The sequence below is a fragment of the Aminobacter anthyllidis genome, from assembly GCF_018555685.1.
Taxonomy (GTDB): domain Bacteria; phylum Pseudomonadota; class Alphaproteobacteria; order Rhizobiales; family Rhizobiaceae; genus Aminobacter; species Aminobacter anthyllidis.
On the sequence record NZ_JAFLWW010000006.1, the window covers coordinates 481,579 to 500,635 of the forward strand.

The window sequence follows — 19,057 nt, forward strand, 5'->3', positions numbered from 1 at the left end:
TCAGGTCACCCCGCTTCCGCCCAGGTGCGGATGAGCTGGTGCGCAATGGCATGTCCCGGCGGCACCCTGAGTTCGGCGGGGTGGGTCCCGGCGAGCATCTGCAGCACTTCCGCCCGGGGAAACCAGCGGCAGTCCTCCAGCTCGTCGGCGTCGGTCGAGATGTCCTGGTTGAGCGCTTCGCCATAGCAGCCGATCATCAGCGAATAGGGGAACGGCCAGGGCTGGCTCGAATGGTAGACGACGCGGCCGAGCCGGATGCCGGCTTCCTCAAGCGTTTCGCGCCGCACCGCCGCCTCGATCGTTTCGCCCGGCTCGATGAAGCCGGCGAGCGCCGAATAGACGCCCGGGGCGAAATGCCGGCCGCGGCCCATCAGGCACTTGTCGCCCGACACGGTCAGCATGATGGCGACCGGGTCGGTGCGCGGGAAGTGTTCGGTGCCGCATCCCGTGCAGCGGCGCTTGTAGCCGCCGGCGCGCATCTCGGTTTCAGCACCGCAGCGGCCGCAGAAGCGGTGGCTGGCATGCCATGCGAGCAGGGCGGCACCTTGCGCCAGGGCGCCGAGGGCGGCCTCGTCGGTCAGGCGTTGCGCCAGGATGGAGCGGAAGTCGATGGCTTTCAGGTGCTCCGGCAAGCCCTCAAGCTCGGCAGCGACGGGCAGTGCCAGCATGGCGATGTCGTCTGCACGGCCGAGCAGGATCGCCTCGCCGGTTTGGGCACCCATCGCCTCGGCCGTCGCGAGCGTGAAATATGGGTTGGGCGAAGTCTCGCTGAAATCGAGCAGCAGCCGCCCCGACGCGACCAGCAGCAGCCTTGCGCCGGGCTCCGCGAGCGCTTTCACTGCGGAATCGTCGCTGCGCTTTTCCGACTGGCGGTCGATGATGTTGCCGGCGAAGCCGAGGAAATGGCTGGCTTCACGCGTCGGTGCGTCGAACAGGCTGAAAGGCATCTGAAACTCGGTCTGCGTCGTTTCGGCTGTTATAGAGCCGACTTGATGCGCTCGGCAAACCGGTGGAGATCGTCGCGGCGATAAGGCTCGCGCACGCCATGGCCCCAGACCGGGCCAGGCCAGCCGGGATCGCCCTCGGAGCGCCCGACGACATGGAAATGCAACTGTCGCACGATGTTGCCAAGCGCGCCGCTGTTGATCTTGGCGCAGCCGGTGGATTGCTTCAGCGCATGCGCCACCATGTTGCTCTCGAAGGTCAGCATCGCCTGGTCGAGCGGGGTGAGGTCATGGATTTCCTCGACGCCGGGGCGCTGTGGCACGAGCACCAACCAAGGCCAGCGTCGGTCATTCATCACGCGCAATTCGCAAAGGCCGAGCCACATCAGCGGTTCGCTATCGGCGTCGAGACGCGAATCCAGCGTAAACCCGGCCTTGAGCCCCGAAATCATCGGCGTTTCCCTTGTTTGATCGAAGGCTAGAGTGTGGCTGTCATGGCTGCAAGCGAATCATTGAAAAGACCGGGCCAGAAACATCGCAAGGCGCACTGACGCACCGCGCGTTGCGCCGATATGCTATGCGTCGAACGTCAGCGGAGATGCGCAATGTTTGCCGGTCAGATCGCCCTGGTTCTCGCGGCCGCCTTTGCCGGTGCGGCATTCTACATCAATTTCGCCGAACAGCCCGCACGGCTCGGCCTCGACGACAAGAATCTGCTCGCGCAGTGGAAGCCGAGCTATGCCGCAGGCTTCACCATGCAGGCGAGCCTTGCAGCCGTGTCCGGTTTGCTTGGCCTGCTGGCCGCCTGGCTGGCGGCGGACTGGCGCTGGGTTGTCGGCTCGGCGCTGATGCTCGCCAACTGGCCTTACACAATGCTCGGCATCATGCCGACCAACAAGCGGCTCGAGGCGATACCGAACGAGGAAGGCGGCGCCGCGTCCCGGCGGCTGATCGTGCATTGGGGAACGTTGCATGCGCTGCGCACCGGTCTCGGCGTCGCGGCAACGCTAGCCTATCTCTGGGCGCTGAACTTCGGCAGCGCCTGATCGTCGCGTCGACATGTCGTCCAAGGGCTCTTGCAATTGGTGCGGCAATTGCCGATATGGAGGTTGGGAGGTTGGTGGTGGACGATCCACTCGCCAACCGGGTCAGGTCCGGAAGGAAGCAGCCCTAACGAGCCCGGAACGGGTCATTGTTCCAGCCTCCCGCCTCTTCGCCCTTCTCCGCGTCATTGACGGCGTTGCGCCGTGCGGGCGAAACTCGTTTCGCGGAATCGGCCCTTTGCGGTCGAGGCAGGGGCGCCAATACGAACGGGCGGGCGAACGGGGCGGATGAGCGAAGCCGGACAAACCGATAACAGCAAGGCCTACCGCGTTCTCGCGCGCAAGTATCGTCCTGCGGATTTTACGGCACTCGTCGGCCAGGAGCCGATGGTCCAGACGCTGACCAACGCCTTTTCCTCGGGACGTATCGCTCAGGCCTGGATGCTGACCGGCGTCCGCGGCGTCGGCAAGACCACCACCGCCCGCATCCTGGCACGTGCACTCAACTACAAGACGCCCGACATTGACCGCCCGTCCGTCGACCTCACCGTGCTCGGCGAGCATTGCCAGTCGATCATGGAAGGCCGCCATGTCGACGTCATCGAGATGGACGCCGCGTCCCACACCGGCATCGACGATATCAGGGACATCATCGACCGCGTCCGCTATGCGCCCGTTTCGGCGCGCTACAAGGTCTACATCATCGACGAGGTGCACATGCTGTCGACGCAGGCCTTCAACGGCCTGCTCAAGACGCTGGAAGAGCCGCCTCCGCATGTGAAGTTCATCTTCGCCACCACCGAAATCCGCAAGGTGCCGATCACGGTGCTGTCGCGCTGCCAGCGCTTCGACCTGCGCCGCATCGACGCCGGCAAGCTTGTCGGGCATCTGCGCAACATTTCGGCGCAGGAAGGCATATCGGTCGAAGACGACGCTTTGGCCATGGTCGCGCGCGCGGCCGAGGGCTCGGCGCGCGATTCGCTGTCGATCCTCGACCAGGCCATCGCCCATGGCGGCGGCACGGTGACCACGGAAGCGGTGCGTGCCATGCTCGGCCTTGCCGACCGGGCGCGGGTCGTCGACCTGTTCGAAAACATCATGAAGGGCGACATCGCTGCCGCCCTTGGCGAGTTGCGCGCGCAGTACGACACCGGCGCCGACCCGGTGGCGGTGCTGAACGACCTTGCCGAATTCACCCATCTGGTTACCCGCCTGCGTTTCGTGCCGTCGGCGGCCGATGACGCCTCGCTGTCCGAGGACGAGCGCAAGAGGGGCGTGGAATTCGCCCAGTCTCTTTCCGTCAGGGTGCTTTCCCGCGCGTGGCAGATGCTGCTCAAGGGCATTCCCGAGGTGCAATCGTCCAACCGGCCGGTCAGTGCTGCCGAGATGGTTCTGATCCGGCTGGCCCACGCCGCCGACCTGCCGACGCTCGACGAAGCGCTGAAATCGCTCGGCGATGCGCCGTCGCAGCCTTCGGGCGCCCCTCGCAATGGTGGTGGCATGCCTGCCGGCGGCAATGGCGGAGCCGGCGCTTCGGCCGTGTCGCAGGCGCGCATGCCGGTCAGCAATGGTGGCGGCCAGGCGATGCGCCTGGTTGAAAGCGCACCCGCTCCCACGGCCTTCGTCGCGCCGACGCCCGCACCGGAGCCGGTTGTCGATGCGGTGCCGGTGCGCACCATCGCCGAGCTCGCGAACCTCGCCGAAGCCAACCGCGAAATGGCCTTCAAGGTACTGATCCGCCGTGCTGTGCGCCCGGTGCGCATCGAGCCCGGCCATATCGAATGCAGCCTGACCTCTGACGCGCCGCGCACGTTCCTCAACGACCTGACAACCAAGCTGAAGCAATGGACCGGCCGCCACTGGATGGTGTCGCTGTCGCGCGAGGAAGGCGGACCGACGCTGGCCGAGCTCGAGGCGACCAAGCGCGAGGTCGCTCTTACCGATGCCAAGGCGGACCCGACTGTCGCGGCGATCCTGTCGCGCTTTCCCGGCGCCAAGATCATCGACGTGCGCCTGCCGACGGCGCCGGATGCACCTGACCTTGATACCGACACCGAGTTGCCGCCCGATCCGGGCGTGGACAACGACGATGACGAACCGTTCTGAGACGAAAGGACAAAGACGATGAAGGATCTCCTCGGCCTGATGGGCAAGGCGAAGGAAATGCAGGCCAAGCTCCAGGCCATGCAGGAGGAGGTCGCCCTGATCGAGGCGACCGGCCAGTCCGGCGGTGGCCTGGTTATCGTGACGCTTTCGGGCAAGTCGGAAATGAAGTCGGTGAAGATCGATCCGTCGCTGCTGAAAGAAGGCGAGGGCGAGATTCTCGAAGACCTGATCGTCGCCGCGCACAACGACGCCAAGGCCAAGGTCGAGGCGACGATGCAGGAAAAGACCAAGGCCCTGACCGCCGGCCTGCCGATCCCGCCGGGCATGAAGCTGCCGTTCTGAGAAAGAGCGAATAGGGAATAGTGAGTGGCGAATAGTGGCGGCGCTTGATCTTCAGGCGCCGTTTCTCGTCAATCTATTCGCTATTCGCTATTCGCTATTCGCTATTCGCTATTCGCCTAGAACCTCGTCACCACGCTGATCCCCAGCCCCTCGAACCGGTCCATCGCCATCAGCGCAGCGGGCGCTTCGTCGAGGCTGAGATGCTTGCCGACAAGCATTTGCGGCTTGAGCTTGCCGGCTTCGATCATCTCCATCATCGCCTGGTAGCGGAACGCCTGCATGCCGTGGCTGCCGAGGATTTCGAGCTCGTGGGCGATGACCTTGTCCATCGGGATCTTGGGGTGATGATGGTCGCCGAGCATCAGGCCGACCTGGACGTGCCGGCCACGCCGGCGCAGATTGGCGATCGAGTTGAAGCAGGTGACGGGATGGCCGAGCGCGTCGAGCGAAAGATGCGCGCCGCCCCTGGTGATCTCCCTGACAGCGTCGACAACGTCGCTCGTCGTTGACGCATTGATTGCGGCAACCGCGCCGACCTTCCTGGCGAAGTCCAGCTTGTCGTCGGCGAGGTCGATGGCGATCACATTGGCGCCCGCGGCCGACGCGATCATGATCGCCGACAGCCCGACGCCGCCGCAGCCATGCACGGCAACCCATTCGCCCGGCTTGACGCGGCCCTGGTCGACGACCGCGCGGAACGAGGTGACGAAGCGGCAGCCGAGGCCGGCCGCCGTGGCGAAGTCGAGTGTCTCGGGCAGCCGGACAAGATTGGTGTCGGCGAAATCGACGGCGACATATTCGGCGAACGATCCCCAGGCGGTGAAGCCGGGCTGGAACTGGTGTTCGCAGACCTGGTGATTGCCCGAGTTGCACTCGAAGCAATGGCCGCATCCGCCGACGAAGGGCACGGTGACGCGGTCGCCGATGCGCCACCGCGTGACTTGGCTGCCGAGCGCCGAGATTGTGCCGGCCAGTTCATGGCCCGGCACATGCGGCAGCACGATGTCCGCGTCATGCCCCATCCAGCCGTGCCAGTCGCTGCGGCACAGGCCCGTGGCCTCGACCTTGATCACCACGCCTGCCGGCGAGGGCGTCGGATCGGCGACGTTCCGCAGCCTCGGCGGCTGACCGAACTGCTCGAACAGGACTGCTTTCACTGTGTCTTCCTCTTGCTTTTGGAGCGTCGCGCGGGCCTTTGGCATCGACAATAGCGACCGAGCGTTGCAGTGGCGACCCCGGCAATGAGGCACGTCTCAGCCTTCGGCCATCATTTTGCCCGAAACGAGCGCATTGTTGCTGCAATCTGGGGACGTGGCGGGCATACGAGAGGGGCGCTTTTGATCGCCAAGAATTGGAAGATGCCGATGCTTGTCGGCGTCGTGGCCTTGCCGTTCATCGTTTCGGGATGCACCACCAGCAAGCTCGCTGACGGCATTACCACGAGTTCGGTTCGTTCGGGTTCCTACGCCTATACGGCGAAGGACAAGGAATGCCTGGCCAGGGCGATGTTCTTCGAATCCAACCGCTCCAGCCGCGACGGCCTTGTCGCCGTCGGCAGCGTCGTCATGAACCGTCTCAAGTCGGGCGAGTATGGCGACAGCGTCTGCGGCGTGGTCGGCCAGAAGAACCAGTTCGCGCCCGGGGTTTTGTCGCGGCCGATGAATTCAAAGGCCTTGCCCGACGTACAGGCGGCCGCGGAATCCGTGCTCAAGGGCGAGCGCCATCCCAAGGTGAAGGACGAAGTGATGTTCTTCCACACGGCAGGGCTGAAATTCCCCTACAAGAACATGCACTACACAACCGTCGCCGGCGGCAACGCCTTCTACGAGAAGCGCAGCCGCAGAAAGCCGCTGCCAGCCATGCCCGAAACGATGGTCGCCTCAGTCGAGCAGCCGGCGCTGCCTGGCGTCGTCGAGGAGGCGCCGGCGACTGTCGCTTCCGCCGGTTCCGATGCAGCCCTGGCCAGCGCGATGTCGTTCCAGGCGACCCCGGAGAATGCCGACGCGATCGGCGCGCTGATCGCCAGCCAGGATCGGCCGATGGAATGATCGAATAGGGAGTAGTGGGGCCTGAGCGGTGGCGCCGCACCGCTACTTCACTATTCGCTACTCACTATTCGCTACTCGTTTTATATCGCTTCCATGTCGAAGCGAATCGCCGGTCCCGAGATCGAACGCCTGATCCAGCTCCTGGCCAAGGTGCCGGGGCTTGGGCCGCGTTCGGCCCGCCGCGCCGCCCTTCACCTGATCAAGAAGAAAGAACAGCTGCTCGCGCCGCTGGCCGACGCCATGAGCGAAGCGGTCGACAAGGTGCGGGTGTGCTCGACCTGCGGCAATGTCGACACCTCCGACCCTTGCATGATCTGCACCGATCCGCGCCGTGACTCGACCACCATCATCGTTGTCGAGGATGTGTCCGATCTCTGGGCGCTGGAGCGGGCTGGCGCCATGAACGCGCGTTTCCATGTGCTCGGCGGCACGCTGTCGCCGCTTGATGGCGTGGGCCCGGACCAGCTGACCATCAAGCAGCTGGTGACGCGGATCGCCGAGGGTGGGGTCAGCGAGGTCATTCTCGCGGTTAACGCCACGGTCGAGGGCCAGACCACGGCGCATTACCTGACCGATCAGCTTTCCGGCTTCGACATCAAGGTCACACGGCTGGCGCATGGCGTGCCGGTCGGCGGCGAGCTCGACTATCTCGACGAGGGCACGCTGTCAGCTGCGCTCAAGTCGCGGACCGTGTTTTGACGCAATTGCGGTGAAGGAAGCTGCATGAGCAAAGGTTCTGAATCGTCGCAGCTCCGTCCCACCCCCCTCTGCCCTGCCGGGCATCTCCCCCGCAAGGGGGGAGATCGGCAGCTTCTGGCGCGCCGCTCATCTGGCTACGCTGACGATTGGCGGAGACGGTGGCGACAGCTGATCTCCCCCCTTGCGGGGGAGATGGCCGGCAGGCCAGAGGGGGGTGCGAAGAGGCGAAACCTCCGCAGTTTGGCTGCTGTATTTCTCGTCGCGTTGATGGCGGTTCCTCTCGCCGCTCCCGCCTCCGCCGCCAGGATCGACGACCAGTTCCAGGCCTGGCTTGCCAAGGATCTCTGGCCCGAAGCCAAGGCCAAGGGCATCTCCAAGGCGACCTTCGATGCGGCCTTCGACGGTGTCTCCCCCAATCTCAAGCTGCCCGACCTCGTCTTGCCGGGCGAAAAGCCCAAGACGCCGAAGAAGCAGCACCAGGCCGAGTTCGGCTCGCCCGGCAACTACTTCTCCGAAAAGACGCTGGGTGCCGTCACTGCGGGCGGCCGCACGCGCGCCGGCGCCAACGCCAAAACGCTCGCCGCGATCGAAAAGCGCTTCGGCGTGCCGGCCGGCGTGGTGCTGGCGATCTGGGGCCGGGAGTCAGGCTTTGGCGCCGCCAAGATGCCCTACGATGCCTTCGAGGTGCTGGGCACTAAGGCGTTTCTCGCCACCCGCAAGGACATGTTCCGCAAGGAGCTGTTGGCCGGCCTTGAAATGGTCGAGCGCGGGCTGGTCAGCCGCAAGGCGATGCGCTCGTCCTGGGCCGGCGCGCTCGGCCAGCCGCAGTTCCTGCCGACGTCATTCCTCCAGCACGCCGTCGATTTCGACGGCGACGGCCGCGCCGACATCTGGAACTCGACACCCGACACGCTGGCCTCGATCGCCAACTATCTCGTCCACTATGGCTGGGTGAAGGGGCGCGACTGGGGTTTTGAAGTGACGCTGCCGGACAACGTCTCTTGCGCCCTGGAGGGTCCCGACCAGGGCAAGAAAATCGCCGACTGGGCCGCCATGGGCATCACCCGCGTCGGCGGCAAGCCGTTCCCGCCAAACGAGGCGCGGGCCGAAGGTTTCCTGATGATGCCGGCGGGGCGCAATGGACCTGCCTTCATCGTCACGCCCAATTTCTACGTGCTCAAGGAATACAACGAAAGCGACGTCTACGCGCTGTTCATCGGTCACGGTGCCGACCGGATTGCCTCCAGCGACCGGCGTTTCGCGGGTAGCTGGGGCAAGGTCGACGGGCTCTATCGCTCGGACATCGCCTCAATGCAGCGCGGCCTGGAGAAGCTCGGCTACGATGTTGGCGGCGCCGACGGGTTGCCGGGCTTCAAGACACGCCGGTCGATCGGCGACTGGCAGGCCAAGAACGGCTGGGCCGCGACGTGTTTTCCCGACAAGGGGATCGTCGAAGCGATGCGCTGAATTCTTCCTTCTCCCCGTTTACGGGGAGAAGGTGGCCCAAAGGACCGGATGAGGGGCCGCGCCAACCTCTTCGAGCTCAGCTCGCCCTGCTTCGCTCGCAAGCTCGCTTTGCTTCCCTCTCCAGGTAAACGGGACGAGGAGCCTTACGCCGCCTTCGCCAGTCCGGCGCCGACTTCCGCCAAGATCTCGTAGGACCGCTTGCGCGCGGCGTGGTCGAACACCTGCGCCGTGACCATCAGCTCGTCTGCACCGGTGCGCGCAATGAAGGCCTCGACGCCACGCCGCACCGTTTCAGGCGACCCGACAACCGCGCAGGCGAGTGTTTGCGACAGCATCTGGCGCGCGACCGGGTCGAGCTCGCGCTCGTAGCCCTCGAGCGGCGCGGGCAGACGCCCGGGGCGACCGCTGCGCAGATTGACGAAGGCCTGCTGCACCGAGGTGAACAGGAGCTTTGCCTCCGCGTCGCTGTCGGCGGCAACGATGTTGATGCCGGCCATGACATAAGGCTTGGCCAGCCGCTCCGAGGGCTGGAAGCGCGAGCGGTAGATTTCGATCGCATGGTCGAGTTCGGACGGGGCGAAATGCGAGGCGAAGGCATAGGGGAGGCCGAGCATGGCGGCGAGCTGGGCGCCATAGAGGCTGGAACCGAGCACCCAGACCTCGACCTGCTCGCCCTCGCCGGGCACGGCGCGGATGCGCTGCTCCGGCGTTGCCGGCTCGAAATAGCCCATCAGCTCGACGACATCCTGAGGGAAATTGTCGACGCCGGCTTCGAGATTGCGGCGCAGCGCGCGTGCGGTCAGCATGTCGGTGCCGGGCGCGCGGCCGATGCCGAGGTCGATACGGCCGGGGTGCAGGGCGGCCAGCGTGCCGAATTGCTCGGCAATGACCAGCGGCGCATGGTTGGGCAGCATGATGCCGCCGGCGCCGACGCGGATGGTGCTGGTGCCGGCGGCGACATGGGCGATGACCACCGAGGTCGCGGCACTGGCGATACCGGCCATGTTGTGGTGTTCAGCCAGCCAGTAGCGGTGGAAGCCAAGCTTCTCGGCATGGCGGGCGAGGTCGAGCGTGTTGTGCAGCGATTGGCCGGCGGTACTGCCTTCGGTGACTGGCGAAAGGTCGAGGACGGACAAGGTGGTCATGAGGCAGCTCCGGCGGGTGGGGACCCGCCGGATATAGGAAGCGTTATGTCAGCAAACAAACCTTCCCTGTGTGCGGAAGTCTTGGTCCAGCGGCTGAAGCGCTCTGATTGCGCTTCCGGCCGATAGCTCAGGCCGCCGTGTCGACAGCGGGAACGCCCAGCTCCTTGCGCACCAGCGGCGCGACCTTGGTGCCGTAGAGTTCGATCGCCTTCATGATCTTGTCGTGCGGCATGAGGCCGATCGCCATCTGCAGCAGGAAGCGGTCGTTCTTGAAGATCTTGTGCTGCGCCACGATCTTTTCTGCGACGACTTCCGGGTTGCCGACGAACAGCGCGCCTTGCGGTGAGCGCGATTGGTCGAAATGCGCCCTGGATGTCGGCCCCCAGCCGCGCTCGCGGCCGATCCGGTTCATCACCTCGGCCTGTGGCAGGTAGAAGTCGTCCGCCGCCTGCTCGGTCGTTTCGCCGATGAAGCCATGCACGTTGATGCTGGTGGCAAGCTTGGCAGGGTCCTGGCCGCCTCGGCGGGCCGCCTCGCGATAGAGGTCGAACAGCGGCGCGAATCGCGCCGGTTCGCCGCCGATGATGGCGAGCGCCAGCGGCAGCCCGAGTACGCCGGCGCGGGCAGCCGATTGCGGCGTGCCGCCAATGGCGATCCAGATCGGCAGCTTGTCCTGATAGGGGCGGGGATAGACGCCACGGTCGTTGATCGGCGCGCGATGCGTACCGGTCCAGGTCACGCGCTCGCTGTCGCGCAGGGCAAGCAAAAGGTCGAGCTTCTCGGCGAACAGCTCGTCATAATCCTCGAGGTTGTAGCCGAACAGCGGAAACGATTCGATGAAGGAGCCGCGCCCGGCCATGATCTCGGCGCGGCCGCCGGAAAGCTGGTCGAGCGTGGCGAACTGCTGGAACACGCGTACCGGATCGTCCGACGACAGCACGGTCACAGCGCTCGTCAGCCGGATGCGCTTGGTGCGCTCGGCGGCGGCGGCAAGGGCAACGACGGGTGCCGAGGCTGCATAGTCCGGGCGGTGGTGCTCGCCGAGGCCGAAAACGTCGAGGCCGACCTGGTCGGCCAGTTCGATTTCTTCGATCAGATTGCGCAGCCGCTGATGCGCCCCGATGGCGTTGGCGCCGGGCTCTGGGCTAACGTCTGCAAAAGTGTAGAGGCCAAGTTCCATGATCGCTGGTCCTATCGCTGGTTTTCGTGCTACAGGTAGCCATCGCTCCACAAAGCCGCCAGATGCGGTCTAGTGAACAATCCATATCGAGATTGGCGCCAAAGAGCGTTTCCTATCCGCAACATCACGCGAATTCATGGGAGACACGCCTTTTTGGCGCTTGAACTATGCCTTCGCACGCGTATGTAAACGTCGCGAAGTGACTCCAGGGAAATCAAATTGGCAATCTACAGGGAAAAAGACGTCTTCGAGCGGCGTAACGCCGCCAATGACGCAAAGAAAGCTCTCCTCGAAAAGTACAAGGCTCGCCCGGCAGCCGACGATCCAGAAGTTCTGGCACGCCAGGCCGAGCGCAAGGCCATCCTCGAGGCTCGCGCCATCCGCGAAGCCGAGAAGGAAAAGCTGAGGCAGGAACGCCTGGCTCGCGAAGCCATTGAAAAGGCCGAGCGCGAAGCCAAGGCCGAAGCTGAACGCCTGGCCGCCGAAGAGGCCGCACAGGCGGAAGCCAAGGCACGCGAGGCCGAAGAGGCCGACCGCATCAGCCGCCTGCTCTCCGACGAGGCAGAGCGCAAGGCCAAGCGTGACGCGCGTTACGCAGCGCGCAAGTCGCGCGGCAAGCGGATGCCGCCTTCGGCCAACTTCGGCTGATCACAGGCCAATTCGCATGAATGACGCGTCGGCCCGTTAGCCGGGCTCGATCGCGCGAATTCAAACGTCCAGCGATTCGCAAACGGGGTGATTGCCAGGCCCCGGGCGCGGATCGCGTTCGTGCGTCTGATGCACGGCTGCTGAAATCGGAATCGATCCTCGCCAGGGCGTGCAAAAATCAAAGCTTGGGAAATGGTGAGGCCCGCCCGTTTCGGGCAGGCCGTTGCAAAGGTTGGCTGATCAGGCGACGAGCTTGAGGCCAACGATGCCCGAGACGATCAGGCCGATGCAGGCGAGGCGAATCGCTGTCGCCGGCTCGCCGAAAAGCCAGATGCCGAGCATCGCGGTGCCGACGGTGCCGATGCCGGTCCAGATCGCATAGGCGGTGCCGAGGGGCAGCGACTTCAGCGCCAGACCGAGCAGGCCGAGGCTGATGACCATCGAGGCTACGGTGAGGACGGTCGGCGTCAGCTTCGAAAAGCCGTCCGTATACTTCAGGCCGATGGCCCAGCCGATCTCGAACAGGCCGGCGAAAAACAGATAAGTCCAAGCCATGGAACGCTCCATTGGAATGGCGGGTCGTCCCAGCCGGTTTTTTTGGGAGATGCAAGGCCGTCCTTGCACCGGTTAGATAGGTTTTTTCAAAGAAAAATTCAACCATGCGCCCGGCCGAAACCGGGCGTGGTTGATTGGCGTCTAGCCAGCCTGAAGGACTACTTGTCCTTGATCTTGATTGCCTGCACCGGAGGCGCCTTGAATGCCGGCGTGGGCGCAGGCTTCTTGGCATCTTTTTTCGGTTTCCGGGCTTCTTTCCCGGCTTTCATCGCACCCTTGGCCATGATTCGTTTCTCCCGCTGCTGAGACGCGAAGTGAAACGCGAAGTCGCCGCGCTTGCAAGAGGGGTATTGAGGGCGACGACAACGGCCGTGCCAAGGCGAAAATGCTTGAGTGGGCCAGCGTCCCGGCTACTCTGTTCGAACACGAGGGACAGATGGCGGCGCAATCCGGCTCCAGATTTGTGATCTTCGCCGCGATTGCAGGCAACCTGCTGATCGCGGTGACCAAGTTCGTAGCTGCCGCCTACACCGGCAGTTCGGCGATGCTGTCGGAAGGCGTGCATTCGCTGGTCGATACCGGCAACGGCCTGCTTCTGCTCTACGGCTTGCATCGCGCCGCCCAGCCGCCTGATTTGATGCACCCGCTCGGCCATGGCCGCGAGCTCTATTTCTGGAGCTTCATCGTCGCACTGCTGGTCTTCGCGCTCGGTGCCGGCGTCGCCTTCTACGAAGGCATTATCCACATGCTCGATCCCGAGCCGATCGAGAACCCGCTCATCAACTATGTGGTGCTTGCTCTGTGCATGGTGTTCGAGGGTGGTTCTTGGCTGGTCGCGCTCAAGGAATTCCGTCGCAGCAAGGGCGAGCTCGGCTACATCGAGGCCGTGCGCCGCAGCAAGGATCCGAGCGTCTACACCGTCCTGTTCGAAGACAGCGCGGCGCTGCTCGGCCTGGTGATTGCGTTCGTCGGCATATCGGCTGCGCATTATTTCGAGCAGCCCTGGCTCGACGGTGCCGCCTCGATTGGCATCAGCCTGATCCTGGGAGCGACCGCCGTGTTCCTGGCGCGCGAGAGCAAGGGGCTGCTGATGGGCGAGCCGGCGTCGCGCGACGTGCAGTCGTCGATCCTGGCGATCGCCCAGGCCGATCCTGCCGTCGAAAGGGCTAATGGCGTGCTGACCGTGCATCTGGGACCGGAGCAGGTTGTCGCCGGGCTGAGCCTCGATTTTGTCGATCATCTCTCCGCCGCCGACATCGAGACCTGCGTCGAGCGGCTGGAAGCCAGGCTCAAGGCCGAAGTGCCCGAGGTGACGGCGGTGTTCGTCAAGCCGCAGACATCGCAGCTCTGGCGGGAACGGCGAGAGCGGATCGTCAACCCTGACGCTGGGACGGCCGCGCCTGACAGCGAGTAGGCACCCGCTCCAACGCCACGGTCTGTCTATGCTGCTGTTGCAGCCAGATCTCTGCCGAAAACCGGTTCCTCCGTTTCAGCTTCGTGCTTTAGGATGCGGGCAGTCAAAACACCCGAAGGGAGGCTTCCATGAAGATCGAGGGCGGGTGCCATTGCGGCGCCATCACCTACAAGGCCGAAGTCGACCCTGAAAAGACGGCGATCTGCCATTGCACCGACTGCCAGAAGCTGACCGGAACGGCCTTCCGTGTCACCGTGCCGGTGCCGGAGGACAAGATCGCGTTTTCGGGAACGCCGAAGATCTACATCAAGACAGGCGAAAGCGGCAACAAGCGCGCGCAGGGCTTCTGTCCGGAATGCGGCTCGCATCTCTTCGCCACCTCCGTCGGTGACGGGCCAAAGGTCTATGGCCTGAGGACAGGTACCTCAGACCAGCGCGAGCAGCTGGTGCCACGCAAGCAGGTCTGGCACCGCTCGGCGTTGCATTGGCTGCCGGAATTCGATGGCATGGCGACGGTGGAAAAGGCGTAGCCTGCCTAATCCTCTTCGACGACGCGCAGGCGGAGCTGGCCGGTCTTCGAATCGGCCGCACGCGCGGCTTGAGGCGGTGGCGCGTCTTCGGCCTCGCCGGCATGTCCCGCGCCGAACTCCAGCGCCTCGATCTTTTCGCCGCGCTTGGTGACTTTCGACGACGACACGAGGATGTCGTCAATGTCCTTGCTGGCCTGGCCGAAATGCGTCTGCAGCTTGCGCACGCGATCGTCGAGACGGCCGACGTCCTCCATCAGGCGGATGACCTCGCCCTGGATCAGATGCGCCTGTTCGCGCATGCGGGCGTCCTTGAGGATCGCCTGGATGACCTGGATCGACAGCATCAACAGCGACGGCGAGACGATGACGATGCGGGCGCGATGCGCCCGGTGGACCAGCGATTCGAAGTTCTCGTGGATCTCGGCGAAGATCGATTCCGACGGCACGAACATGAAGGCGGTGTCCTGCGTCTCGCCAGCGATCAGGTACTTCTCCGAGATCGCCTTGATGTGCACTTCGAGGTCGCGCCGGAAAGCCTGGGCGGCATATTTCTGTGCATCCGCAGCGCCCTCCACATCAGCCGCGGCGCGGATGGCGTTCCAAGCCTCGAGCGGAAACTTGGCATCGATGACCAGCGACGGCGCGCCGTTGGGCATCTTGACCAGGCAGTCCGGCCGGTTGTTGTTCGACAGTGTCGCCTGGAATTCATAGGCGCCAAGCGGCAGGCCGTCGGCGACGATCGTTTCCATGCGCGACTGGCCAAAGGCGCCGCGTGTCTGCTTGTTGGACAGGATCGCCTGCAACTGCACGACCTGGCCGGCGAGCGACTGGATGTTGCCTTGCGCCGTGTCGATGACCGCCAGCCGCTCCTGCAGCTTGGCCAGGCTGTCATGCGTCGACTTGGTCTGCTCGACCATGGTCTGGCCGATGCGGCCGGTCATCGCGTCAAGGCGCTGGCCGAGCGACTGGGTCAGCTCTGCCTGGCGGGCACCGAAGATGTCGGCGACGGTGCCGAGCCTGCCCTGCATCTCGGCCTGGGCCTGCAGGATGCCGGCCATGCGGGCCTCGGCGTCGCGGGCATGATCAGCTGCCTCGGCAGCGGCCACGGCCCGCGCCTTGGCTGAGCGCCACAAGGCGATCATCAGCACGGCGAGCAACACGACGAACAGCAAGGCGCCGAAGCCAAGCGCCTGGCCGAGCGTGATGATGGTCGCGCCAAGCTGGGCGATGGGGGCGGACAAGATGCTGGAAAGCTCGTTCATGGCCGGCACCATAACCGATTCGTCCCGCAAGGTCAGATCAAAGCGAGAACATTGCCGTGTCAGACCAGTTGACGGCTTTATTCTGACATCTTAGTTGAAGCGCATGACGATCAAGCCGCTCATCATCCTGCCCGATCCGCTCCTGCGCGAGCATTCCAAGCCGGTCGAACACATCGACGACGGCGTGCGCAAGTTCGCGCGCGACATGCTCGACACGATGTATGACGCGCCAGGCATTGGCCTCGCCGCGATCCAGGTCGGCGAGCCGATCCGGATGCTGGTGATCGACCTTGCCAAGGAAGGCGAGGAGCCGGCGCCGCGCATCGTCATCAATCCTGAGATCGTCACCAGCGGCGAAGACCGCTCGATCTACGAAGAAGGCTGCCTGTCGATCCCCGATTATTATGCCGAGGTCGAGCGCCCGGCGACGGTGCGGGTCAAGTATCTCGACGAGCATGGCAAGCTCCAGGAGGTCGATGCCGACGGCCTGCTCGCCACCTGCCTGCAGCATGAGATCGATCATCTGAACGGCGTGCTGTTCATCGACTACATCTCCAAGCTCAAGCGCGACATGGTGATGAAGAAGTTCAAGAAGCTCGCCAAGGACCGTCCGCCAAGCCGCATGGTGGGGTGATTCCACCTTGTTTGCTGGTGCCGCCACCATCTGATATCATTGATATCAACCGATGGAGGCGCGCATGGGCGACCTGCTGATCAGGAATATTCCGGAAGCCGTCAAGGAAAGCTTGGCCGATAAGGCGCGCCAAGGCGGGCGTAGCCTGTCTGACGAGGTGACGTTGCGGCTGGCTCAAAGCTTGGCGGAAGAGAAGGAGACGCCGCCTGACACCCGCAATGCTTTCGAGGTGCTGAGAAGCATCTTCCAGGACAACAATGCGCTCATGTCGGAAGAGGATCACGCAGACTTCATGCAAGCCGTGGACGGGATGCGCAAGGACGAGGGACGACCACTCCCTGAACTTGAATGATCGTCCTCGATACGAATGTGATTTCGGAAGTCCGCCTGCAGCGTCCGAACGCCAATGCTGTTGCATGGCTGGTACAGCAAGATCAGGCGGAGCTTTTTCTGTGCATCCCTGTAGTCGCCGAACTCTCTTACGGCGGATACCGCATTCTGCAACGTGACAAGCACTCGGGTCACCTCGATGCGCTGTCCGCGCTGATCGGCCAGCGGTTTCGCAACAAGGTTCTCCCCAACGACGTCGCCTCCGCCATCAAGTTCGGCGAGGTCCTGGCCAAGCGAGAAGCAGTCGGTCGCCCGATAGGCCTGATGGATGCCATGATCGCGGCGATCTGCCTTGTTCATGGCGCGACCCTTGCCACGCGCAACGTCCGCGACTTCGACGGGCTTGACCTCAGGCTCGTAAACCCGTTTGAAGCGATGGCCTGAACGGATGGCCGATGCTGTCCGGGGCATTGCGGGATAGCCAGAGCCGAATGAGCCTTCGCGTCATCTTCATGGGAACGCCGGATTTTTCCGTGCCGACACTGCGTGCGATAGCGGACGCCGGCCACGAAGTCGTCGCCGTCTATTCGCAGCCGCCACGCGCCGCCGGCCGGCGCGGGCTGGAGCTGACGCCGTCGCCGGTGCAACGCGAGGCCGAGCGCCTTGGCATCGAGGTGCGTACGCCGCTGTCGCTGAAGGGCGAGGCCGAGCAGGCGGCCTTTGCTGGCCTCAAGGCGGATGTTGCCGTCGTCGTTGCCTACGGTTTGCTGCTGCCAAAGGCCATTCTCGAAGGCACCCGATTGGGCTGCTACAATGGCCACGCCTCGCTCCTGCCGCGCTGGCGAGGGGCGGCTCCGATCCAGCGCGCCATCATGGCGGGCGACACCGAGACCGGCATGATGGTCATGCGGATGGAAGAGGGATTGGACACCGGACCGGTGGCGCGACTTGAAAAAGTCGCGATTGGACCCGACATGACAGCCGGCGAGTTGCACGATCGTCTGATGGCGATGGGTGCTTCGCTCATGGTAGAAGCGCTGGCGGAACTTGAAGCGGGCAGGCTGGAAACAGTGCCCCAGGCCAGCGAAGGCGTGACCTACGCCAAAAAAATCGATAAGGCGGAGACGCGGATCGATTGGACCTTGCCGGCGACGGCAGTCGACAACAATATCCGCGGCCTGTCGCCATTTCCCGGCGCTTGGTGCGAATTCGAAATCGGCGGACGAACCGAGCGCCTGAAAGTTTTGCGCTCGCAACGTTCCGCTGGACAAGGGGAACCGGGAACGGTTCTCGACGACCGGTTGGAGATTGCCTGCGGCGAAGCTGCCGTCAGGCTGGTCGAGGTACAAAGGGCGGGAGGAAAACCCGTCACCGCGGATGAATTCCTGCGCGGTGCCAAGATCGAAGAAGGAATGAAATTGTCATGAGCATGATGTCGATCCGGGCGGCTACGCCCCGCGACCGCGAGGCGATCCGCCTCGTTGAAGAACACGCCTTCGGGCAGCAGGCCGAGGCCGGTCTTGTCGACGCACTGGTTGCCGAAGGCGACGCGGTCATCGAACTGGTGGCCGAAGAAGATGGCGATGTGGTCGGCCACATCCTGTTTTCGCGCCTCTACGTCCAGAACGGCGGCAAGACAGTCCCGGCGGTCGCGCTTGCGCCGCTGGCGGTCGAGCCCGATTTCCACGGCAGCGGCATCGGCGGCGCGCTGATCCGCGAAGCCCATATCCGCCTCAAGGACGCAGGCGAGACGCTGGCCGTGGTGCTTGGCGATCCGGCCTATTACGGTCGCTTCGGCTACACGCACGATCGCGCCGCGAAGTTCGAAAGCGACTATCAGTGCGACGCATTGCAGGCCCTGGCCTGGGGCGATGCGCCCGAGGCCGGCAAGCTGGTCTACGCTTCGGCTTTCGGTACGGCTCTGGCTGCGTAAAGCGGCCGGAGTTACCACCCCACATGCCGCGCTATCGCCTCGATCTCGAATATGACGGTCGCGCCTATGCCGGGTGGCAGCGGCAGGCCGGCCTGCACACGGTGCAGGCGGCGATCGAGCAGGCGATCCTGAAGTTCTCGGGCGACGAGATCTCGTTGCGTGGTGCTGGCCGCACCGATGCCGGCGTGCATGCGACGGCACAGGTCGCCCATGCCGACCTGACCAAGGCGTGGGCCAACGACAAGGTCCGCGACGCCGTCAACGCGCATCTGCAGGCCGCCGGCGAGACGGTGGCGGTGCTTGCGGCCCAGCAGGTGCCGGATGAGTTCGACGCCCGCTTCTCCGCCACCGGGCGTCACTACGTCTACCGCATCCTCAATCGCCGGGCCCCGGCCGCGCTTGAGCGCGGCAAGGTCTGGTGGGTGCCCAAGCGCCTCGACCACGAGGCGATGGCTGAGGCAGCCAAGGTCTTGCTGGGCCGGCACGATTTCACCACCTTCCGCTCGACCCAATGCCAGGCCAACAGCCCGCTGCGTACGCTCGCCCAACTCGACGTGACGCGTATGGACGACATGATCGAGGTCCGGACCTCGGCGCGTTCGTTCCTGCACAACCAGGTCCGCTCGATGGTCGGCAGCCTGAAGCGGGTCGGCGAGGGCGGGTGGACAGCGCACGATCTCAAGGCCGCACTCGAAGCGCGCAACCGCGCCGCTTGCGGCCAGGTCGCGCCGCCCGATGGGCTCTATCTCAGCGGCGTCGATTACCCGGCGACCTAGC

Annotated in this window: 23 protein-coding genes and 1 other RNA gene; 16 read left to right on the plus strand and 8 right to left on the minus strand. The window is 64.5% G+C overall.

Annotated elements, in window-relative coordinates; translation table 11 throughout:
- Nucleotides 1–5 precede the first annotated feature (5 nt).
- Both nudC and J1C56_RS22535 read right to left on the minus strand, forming a co-directional pair.
- A complete protein-coding gene (nudC, locus tag J1C56_RS22530) occupies nt 6–947 on the minus strand; it encodes an NAD(+) diphosphatase (RefSeq protein ID WP_214392285.1) in 942 nt (313 codons plus the stop codon).
- 29 nt (nt 948–976) lie between these two features.
- Entirely contained in the window at nt 977–1,396 is a 420-nt protein-coding gene (locus J1C56_RS22535; RefSeq protein WP_214392286.1) for an HIT domain-containing protein, read from the minus strand.
- A 153-nt stretch (nt 1,397–1,549) separates the two neighbouring features.
- On the opposite strand from J1C56_RS22535, the gene J1C56_RS22540 reads away from it, so the two are divergent.
- The 4 genes from J1C56_RS22540 (at nt 1,550) to J1C56_RS22555 (ending at nt 4,435) form a co-directional block, all read left to right on the plus strand.
- A complete protein-coding gene (locus J1C56_RS22540; protein WP_214392287.1) occupies nt 1,550–1,990 on the plus strand; it encodes an anthrone oxygenase family protein in 441 nt (146 codons plus the stop codon).
- 66 nt (nt 1,991–2,056) lie between these two features.
- Nucleotides 2,057–2,153: signal recognition particle sRNA small type (gene ffs / locus J1C56_RS22545), an RNA gene on the plus strand.
- 122 nt (nt 2,154–2,275) lie between these two features.
- Nucleotides 2,276–4,093 (plus strand): DNA polymerase III subunit gamma/tau, encoded by a 1,818-nt coding sequence (locus tag J1C56_RS22550; RefSeq protein ID WP_214392288.1) that lies wholly within the window; start codon nt 2,276–2,278, stop codon nt 4,091–4,093.
- Between the two features lie 18 nt (nt 4,094–4,111).
- Nucleotides 4,112–4,435, plus strand: a complete 324-nt coding sequence (locus tag J1C56_RS22555) for a YbaB/EbfC family nucleoid-associated protein (protein ID WP_214392289.1) — start codon at nt 4,112–4,114, stop codon at nt 4,433–4,435.
- Nucleotides 4,436–4,551: 116 nt separating this feature from the next.
- On the opposite strand, the gene J1C56_RS22560 is transcribed toward J1C56_RS22555, so the two are convergent.
- The gene (locus J1C56_RS22560; RefSeq protein ID WP_214392290.1) at nt 4,552–5,592 is read right to left on the minus strand and encodes a zinc-dependent alcohol dehydrogenase family protein; all 1,041 of its coding nucleotides are present in this window, start codon (nt 5,590–5,592) and stop codon (nt 4,552–4,554) included.
- A 180-nt stretch (nt 5,593–5,772) separates the two neighbouring features.
- Between J1C56_RS22560 and J1C56_RS22565 the strand changes: the two genes are divergently transcribed.
- The 3 genes from J1C56_RS22565 to J1C56_RS22575 all read left to right on the plus strand — a co-directional run bounded on the left by J1C56_RS22565 (nt 5,773) and on the right by J1C56_RS22575 (nt 8,649).
- Nucleotides 5,773–6,483, plus strand: a complete 711-nt coding sequence (locus J1C56_RS22565; protein ID WP_246591717.1) for a cell wall hydrolase — start codon at nt 5,773–5,775, stop codon at nt 6,481–6,483.
- A 93-nt stretch (nt 6,484–6,576) separates the two neighbouring features.
- A complete protein-coding gene (gene recR / locus J1C56_RS22570) occupies nt 6,577–7,182 on the plus strand; it encodes a recombination mediator RecR (protein ID WP_214392291.1) in 606 nt (201 codons plus the stop codon).
- Between the two features lie 192 nt (nt 7,183–7,374).
- Nucleotides 7,375–8,649: a lytic murein transglycosylase gene (locus tag J1C56_RS22575; RefSeq protein WP_214392292.1), complete on the plus strand. Its 1,275-nt coding sequence runs from the start codon at nt 7,375–7,377 to the stop codon at nt 8,647–8,649.
- 143 nt (nt 8,650–8,792) lie between these two features.
- Here the strand turns inward: J1C56_RS22575 and J1C56_RS22580 are convergent, their stop codons facing one another.
- Nucleotides 8,793–9,794: an LLM class flavin-dependent oxidoreductase gene (locus J1C56_RS22580; protein ID WP_214392293.1), complete on the minus strand. Its 1,002-nt coding sequence runs from the start codon at nt 9,792–9,794 to the stop codon at nt 8,793–8,795.
- A 127-nt stretch (nt 9,795–9,921) separates the two neighbouring features.
- Nucleotides 9,922–10,974 (minus strand): LLM class flavin-dependent oxidoreductase, encoded by a 1,053-nt coding sequence (locus J1C56_RS22585; protein ID WP_214392294.1) that lies wholly within the window; start codon nt 10,972–10,974, stop codon nt 9,922–9,924.
- 219 nt (nt 10,975–11,193) lie between these two features.
- Here J1C56_RS22585 and J1C56_RS22590 point away from each other — a divergent pair, with 219 nt between their 5' ends.
- Nucleotides 11,194–11,622 carry a DUF6481 family protein gene (locus J1C56_RS22590; RefSeq protein ID WP_214392295.1) on the plus strand — a complete coding sequence of 143 codons (429 nt, stop codon included), beginning with the start codon at nt 11,194–11,196 and terminating at the stop codon, nt 11,620–11,622.
- A gap of 240 nt (nt 11,623–11,862) precedes the next feature.
- Here the strand turns inward: J1C56_RS22590 and sugE are convergent, their stop codons facing one another.
- A complete protein-coding gene (sugE, locus tag J1C56_RS22595; RefSeq protein WP_214392296.1) occupies nt 11,863–12,177 on the minus strand; it encodes a quaternary ammonium compound efflux SMR transporter SugE in 315 nt (104 codons plus the stop codon).
- Nucleotides 12,178–12,335: 158 nt separating this feature from the next.
- Nucleotides 12,336–12,461, minus strand: coding sequence for a hypothetical protein (locus J1C56_RS33330; protein ID WP_275945173.1), 126 nt, complete (start codon nt 12,459–12,461; stop codon nt 12,336–12,338).
- Nucleotides 12,462–12,613: 152 nt separating this feature from the next.
- Here J1C56_RS33330 and J1C56_RS22600 point away from each other — a divergent pair, with 152 nt between their 5' ends.
- Nucleotides 12,614–13,591, plus strand: coding sequence for a cation diffusion facilitator family transporter (locus tag J1C56_RS22600; RefSeq protein WP_214392297.1), 978 nt, complete (start codon nt 12,614–12,616; stop codon nt 13,589–13,591).
- A 128-nt stretch (nt 13,592–13,719) separates the two neighbouring features.
- Nucleotides 13,720–14,121, plus strand: a complete 402-nt coding sequence (locus tag J1C56_RS22605; protein ID WP_214392298.1) for a GFA family protein — start codon at nt 13,720–13,722, stop codon at nt 14,119–14,121.
- A 5-nt stretch (nt 14,122–14,126) separates the two neighbouring features.
- On the opposite strand, the gene J1C56_RS22610 is transcribed toward J1C56_RS22605, so the two are convergent.
- Nucleotides 14,127–15,383 carry a DNA recombination protein RmuC gene (locus tag J1C56_RS22610; RefSeq protein ID WP_214392299.1) on the minus strand — a complete coding sequence of 419 codons (1,257 nt, stop codon included), beginning with the start codon at nt 15,381–15,383 and terminating at the stop codon, nt 14,127–14,129.
- Nucleotides 15,384–15,486: 103 nt separating this feature from the next.
- Here J1C56_RS22610 and def point away from each other — a divergent pair, with 103 nt between their 5' ends.
- From def to truA, 6 genes are all read left to right on the plus strand, one after another.
- Nucleotides 15,487–16,017: a peptide deformylase gene (gene def, locus J1C56_RS22615; RefSeq protein ID WP_214392300.1), complete on the plus strand. Its 531-nt coding sequence runs from the start codon at nt 15,487–15,489 to the stop codon at nt 16,015–16,017.
- Nucleotides 16,018–16,081: 64 nt separating this feature from the next.
- The gene (locus J1C56_RS22620; RefSeq protein WP_214392301.1) at nt 16,082–16,369 is read left to right on the plus strand and encodes a FitA-like ribbon-helix-helix domain-containing protein; all 288 of its coding nucleotides are present in this window, start codon (nt 16,082–16,084) and stop codon (nt 16,367–16,369) included.
- Nucleotides 16,366–16,791 carry a type II toxin-antitoxin system VapC family toxin gene (locus tag J1C56_RS22625; protein ID WP_214392302.1) on the plus strand — a complete coding sequence of 142 codons (426 nt, stop codon included), beginning with the start codon at nt 16,366–16,368 and terminating at the stop codon, nt 16,789–16,791. The genes J1C56_RS22620 and J1C56_RS22625 overlap by 4 nt, the downstream gene beginning before the upstream one ends.
- A gap of 47 nt (nt 16,792–16,838) precedes the next feature.
- Nucleotides 16,839–17,774 carry a methionyl-tRNA formyltransferase gene (fmt, locus tag J1C56_RS22630; RefSeq protein ID WP_214392303.1) on the plus strand — a complete coding sequence of 312 codons (936 nt, stop codon included), beginning with the start codon at nt 16,839–16,841 and terminating at the stop codon, nt 17,772–17,774.
- Nucleotides 17,771–18,280 carry a GNAT family N-acetyltransferase gene (locus J1C56_RS22635; RefSeq protein WP_214392304.1) on the plus strand — a complete coding sequence of 170 codons (510 nt, stop codon included), beginning with the start codon at nt 17,771–17,773 and terminating at the stop codon, nt 18,278–18,280. Before fmt ends, J1C56_RS22635 begins: the two co-directional genes overlap by 4 nt.
- 23 nt (nt 18,281–18,303) lie before the next feature.
- Complete coding sequence (truA, locus tag J1C56_RS22640; RefSeq protein WP_214392305.1) at nt 18,304–19,056, plus strand: tRNA pseudouridine(38-40) synthase TruA; 753 nt, start codon at nt 18,304–18,306, stop codon at nt 19,054–19,056.
- The last annotated feature ends 1 nt before the right edge of the window (nt 19,057 follow it).

Coding starts and splice junctions, on each gene's coding strand:
- nudC (WP_214392285.1), bottom strand. CDS start 947: ATGCCTTTCAGCCTGTTCGACGCACCGACGCGTGAAGCCAGCCATTTC.
- J1C56_RS22535 (WP_214392286.1), bottom strand. CDS start 1,396: ATGATTTCGGGGCTCAAGGCCGGGTTTACGCTGGATTCGCGTCTCGAC.
- J1C56_RS22540 (WP_214392287.1), top strand. CDS start 1,550: ATGTTTGCCGGTCAGATCGCCCTGGTTCTCGCGGCCGCCTTTGCCGGT.
- J1C56_RS22550 (WP_214392288.1), top strand. CDS start 2,276: ATGAGCGAAGCCGGACAAACCGATAACAGCAAGGCCTACCGCGTTCTC.
- J1C56_RS22555 (WP_214392289.1), top strand. CDS start 4,112: ATGAAGGATCTCCTCGGCCTGATGGGCAAGGCGAAGGAAATGCAGGCC.
- recR (WP_214392291.1), top strand. CDS start 6,577: ATGTCGAAGCGAATCGCCGGTCCCGAGATCGAACGCCTGATCCAGCTC.
- J1C56_RS22575 (WP_214392292.1), top strand. CDS start 7,375: ATGGCCGGCAGGCCAGAGGGGGGTGCGAAGAGGCGAAACCTCCGCAGT.
- J1C56_RS22580 (WP_214392293.1), bottom strand. CDS start 9,794: ATGACCACCTTGTCCGTCCTCGACCTTTCGCCAGTCACCGAAGGCAGT.
- J1C56_RS22585 (WP_214392294.1), bottom strand. CDS start 10,974: ATGGAACTTGGCCTCTACACTTTTGCAGACGTTAGCCCAGAGCCCGGC.
- sugE (WP_214392296.1), bottom strand. CDS start 12,177: ATGGCTTGGACTTATCTGTTTTTCGCCGGCCTGTTCGAGATCGGCTGG.
- J1C56_RS33330 (WP_275945173.1), bottom strand. CDS start 12,461: ATGGCCAAGGGTGCGATGAAAGCCGGGAAAGAAGCCCGGAAACCGAAA.
- J1C56_RS22600 (WP_214392297.1), top strand. CDS start 12,614: ATGGCGGCGCAATCCGGCTCCAGATTTGTGATCTTCGCCGCGATTGCA.
- J1C56_RS22605 (WP_214392298.1), top strand. CDS start 13,720: ATGAAGATCGAGGGCGGGTGCCATTGCGGCGCCATCACCTACAAGGCC.
- J1C56_RS22610 (WP_214392299.1), bottom strand. CDS start 15,383: ATGAACGAGCTTTCCAGCATCTTGTCCGCCCCCATCGCCCAGCTTGGC.
- def (WP_214392300.1), top strand. CDS start 15,487: ATGACGATCAAGCCGCTCATCATCCTGCCCGATCCGCTCCTGCGCGAG.
- J1C56_RS22620 (WP_214392301.1), top strand. CDS start 16,082: ATGGGCGACCTGCTGATCAGGAATATTCCGGAAGCCGTCAAGGAAAGC.
- J1C56_RS22625 (WP_214392302.1), top strand. CDS start 16,366: ATGATCGTCCTCGATACGAATGTGATTTCGGAAGTCCGCCTGCAGCGT.
- fmt (WP_214392303.1), top strand. CDS start 16,839: ATGAGCCTTCGCGTCATCTTCATGGGAACGCCGGATTTTTCCGTGCCG.
- J1C56_RS22635 (WP_214392304.1), top strand. CDS start 17,771: ATGAGCATGATGTCGATCCGGGCGGCTACGCCCCGCGACCGCGAGGCG.
- truA (WP_214392305.1), top strand. CDS start 18,304: ATGCCGCGCTATCGCCTCGATCTCGAATATGACGGTCGCGCCTATGCC.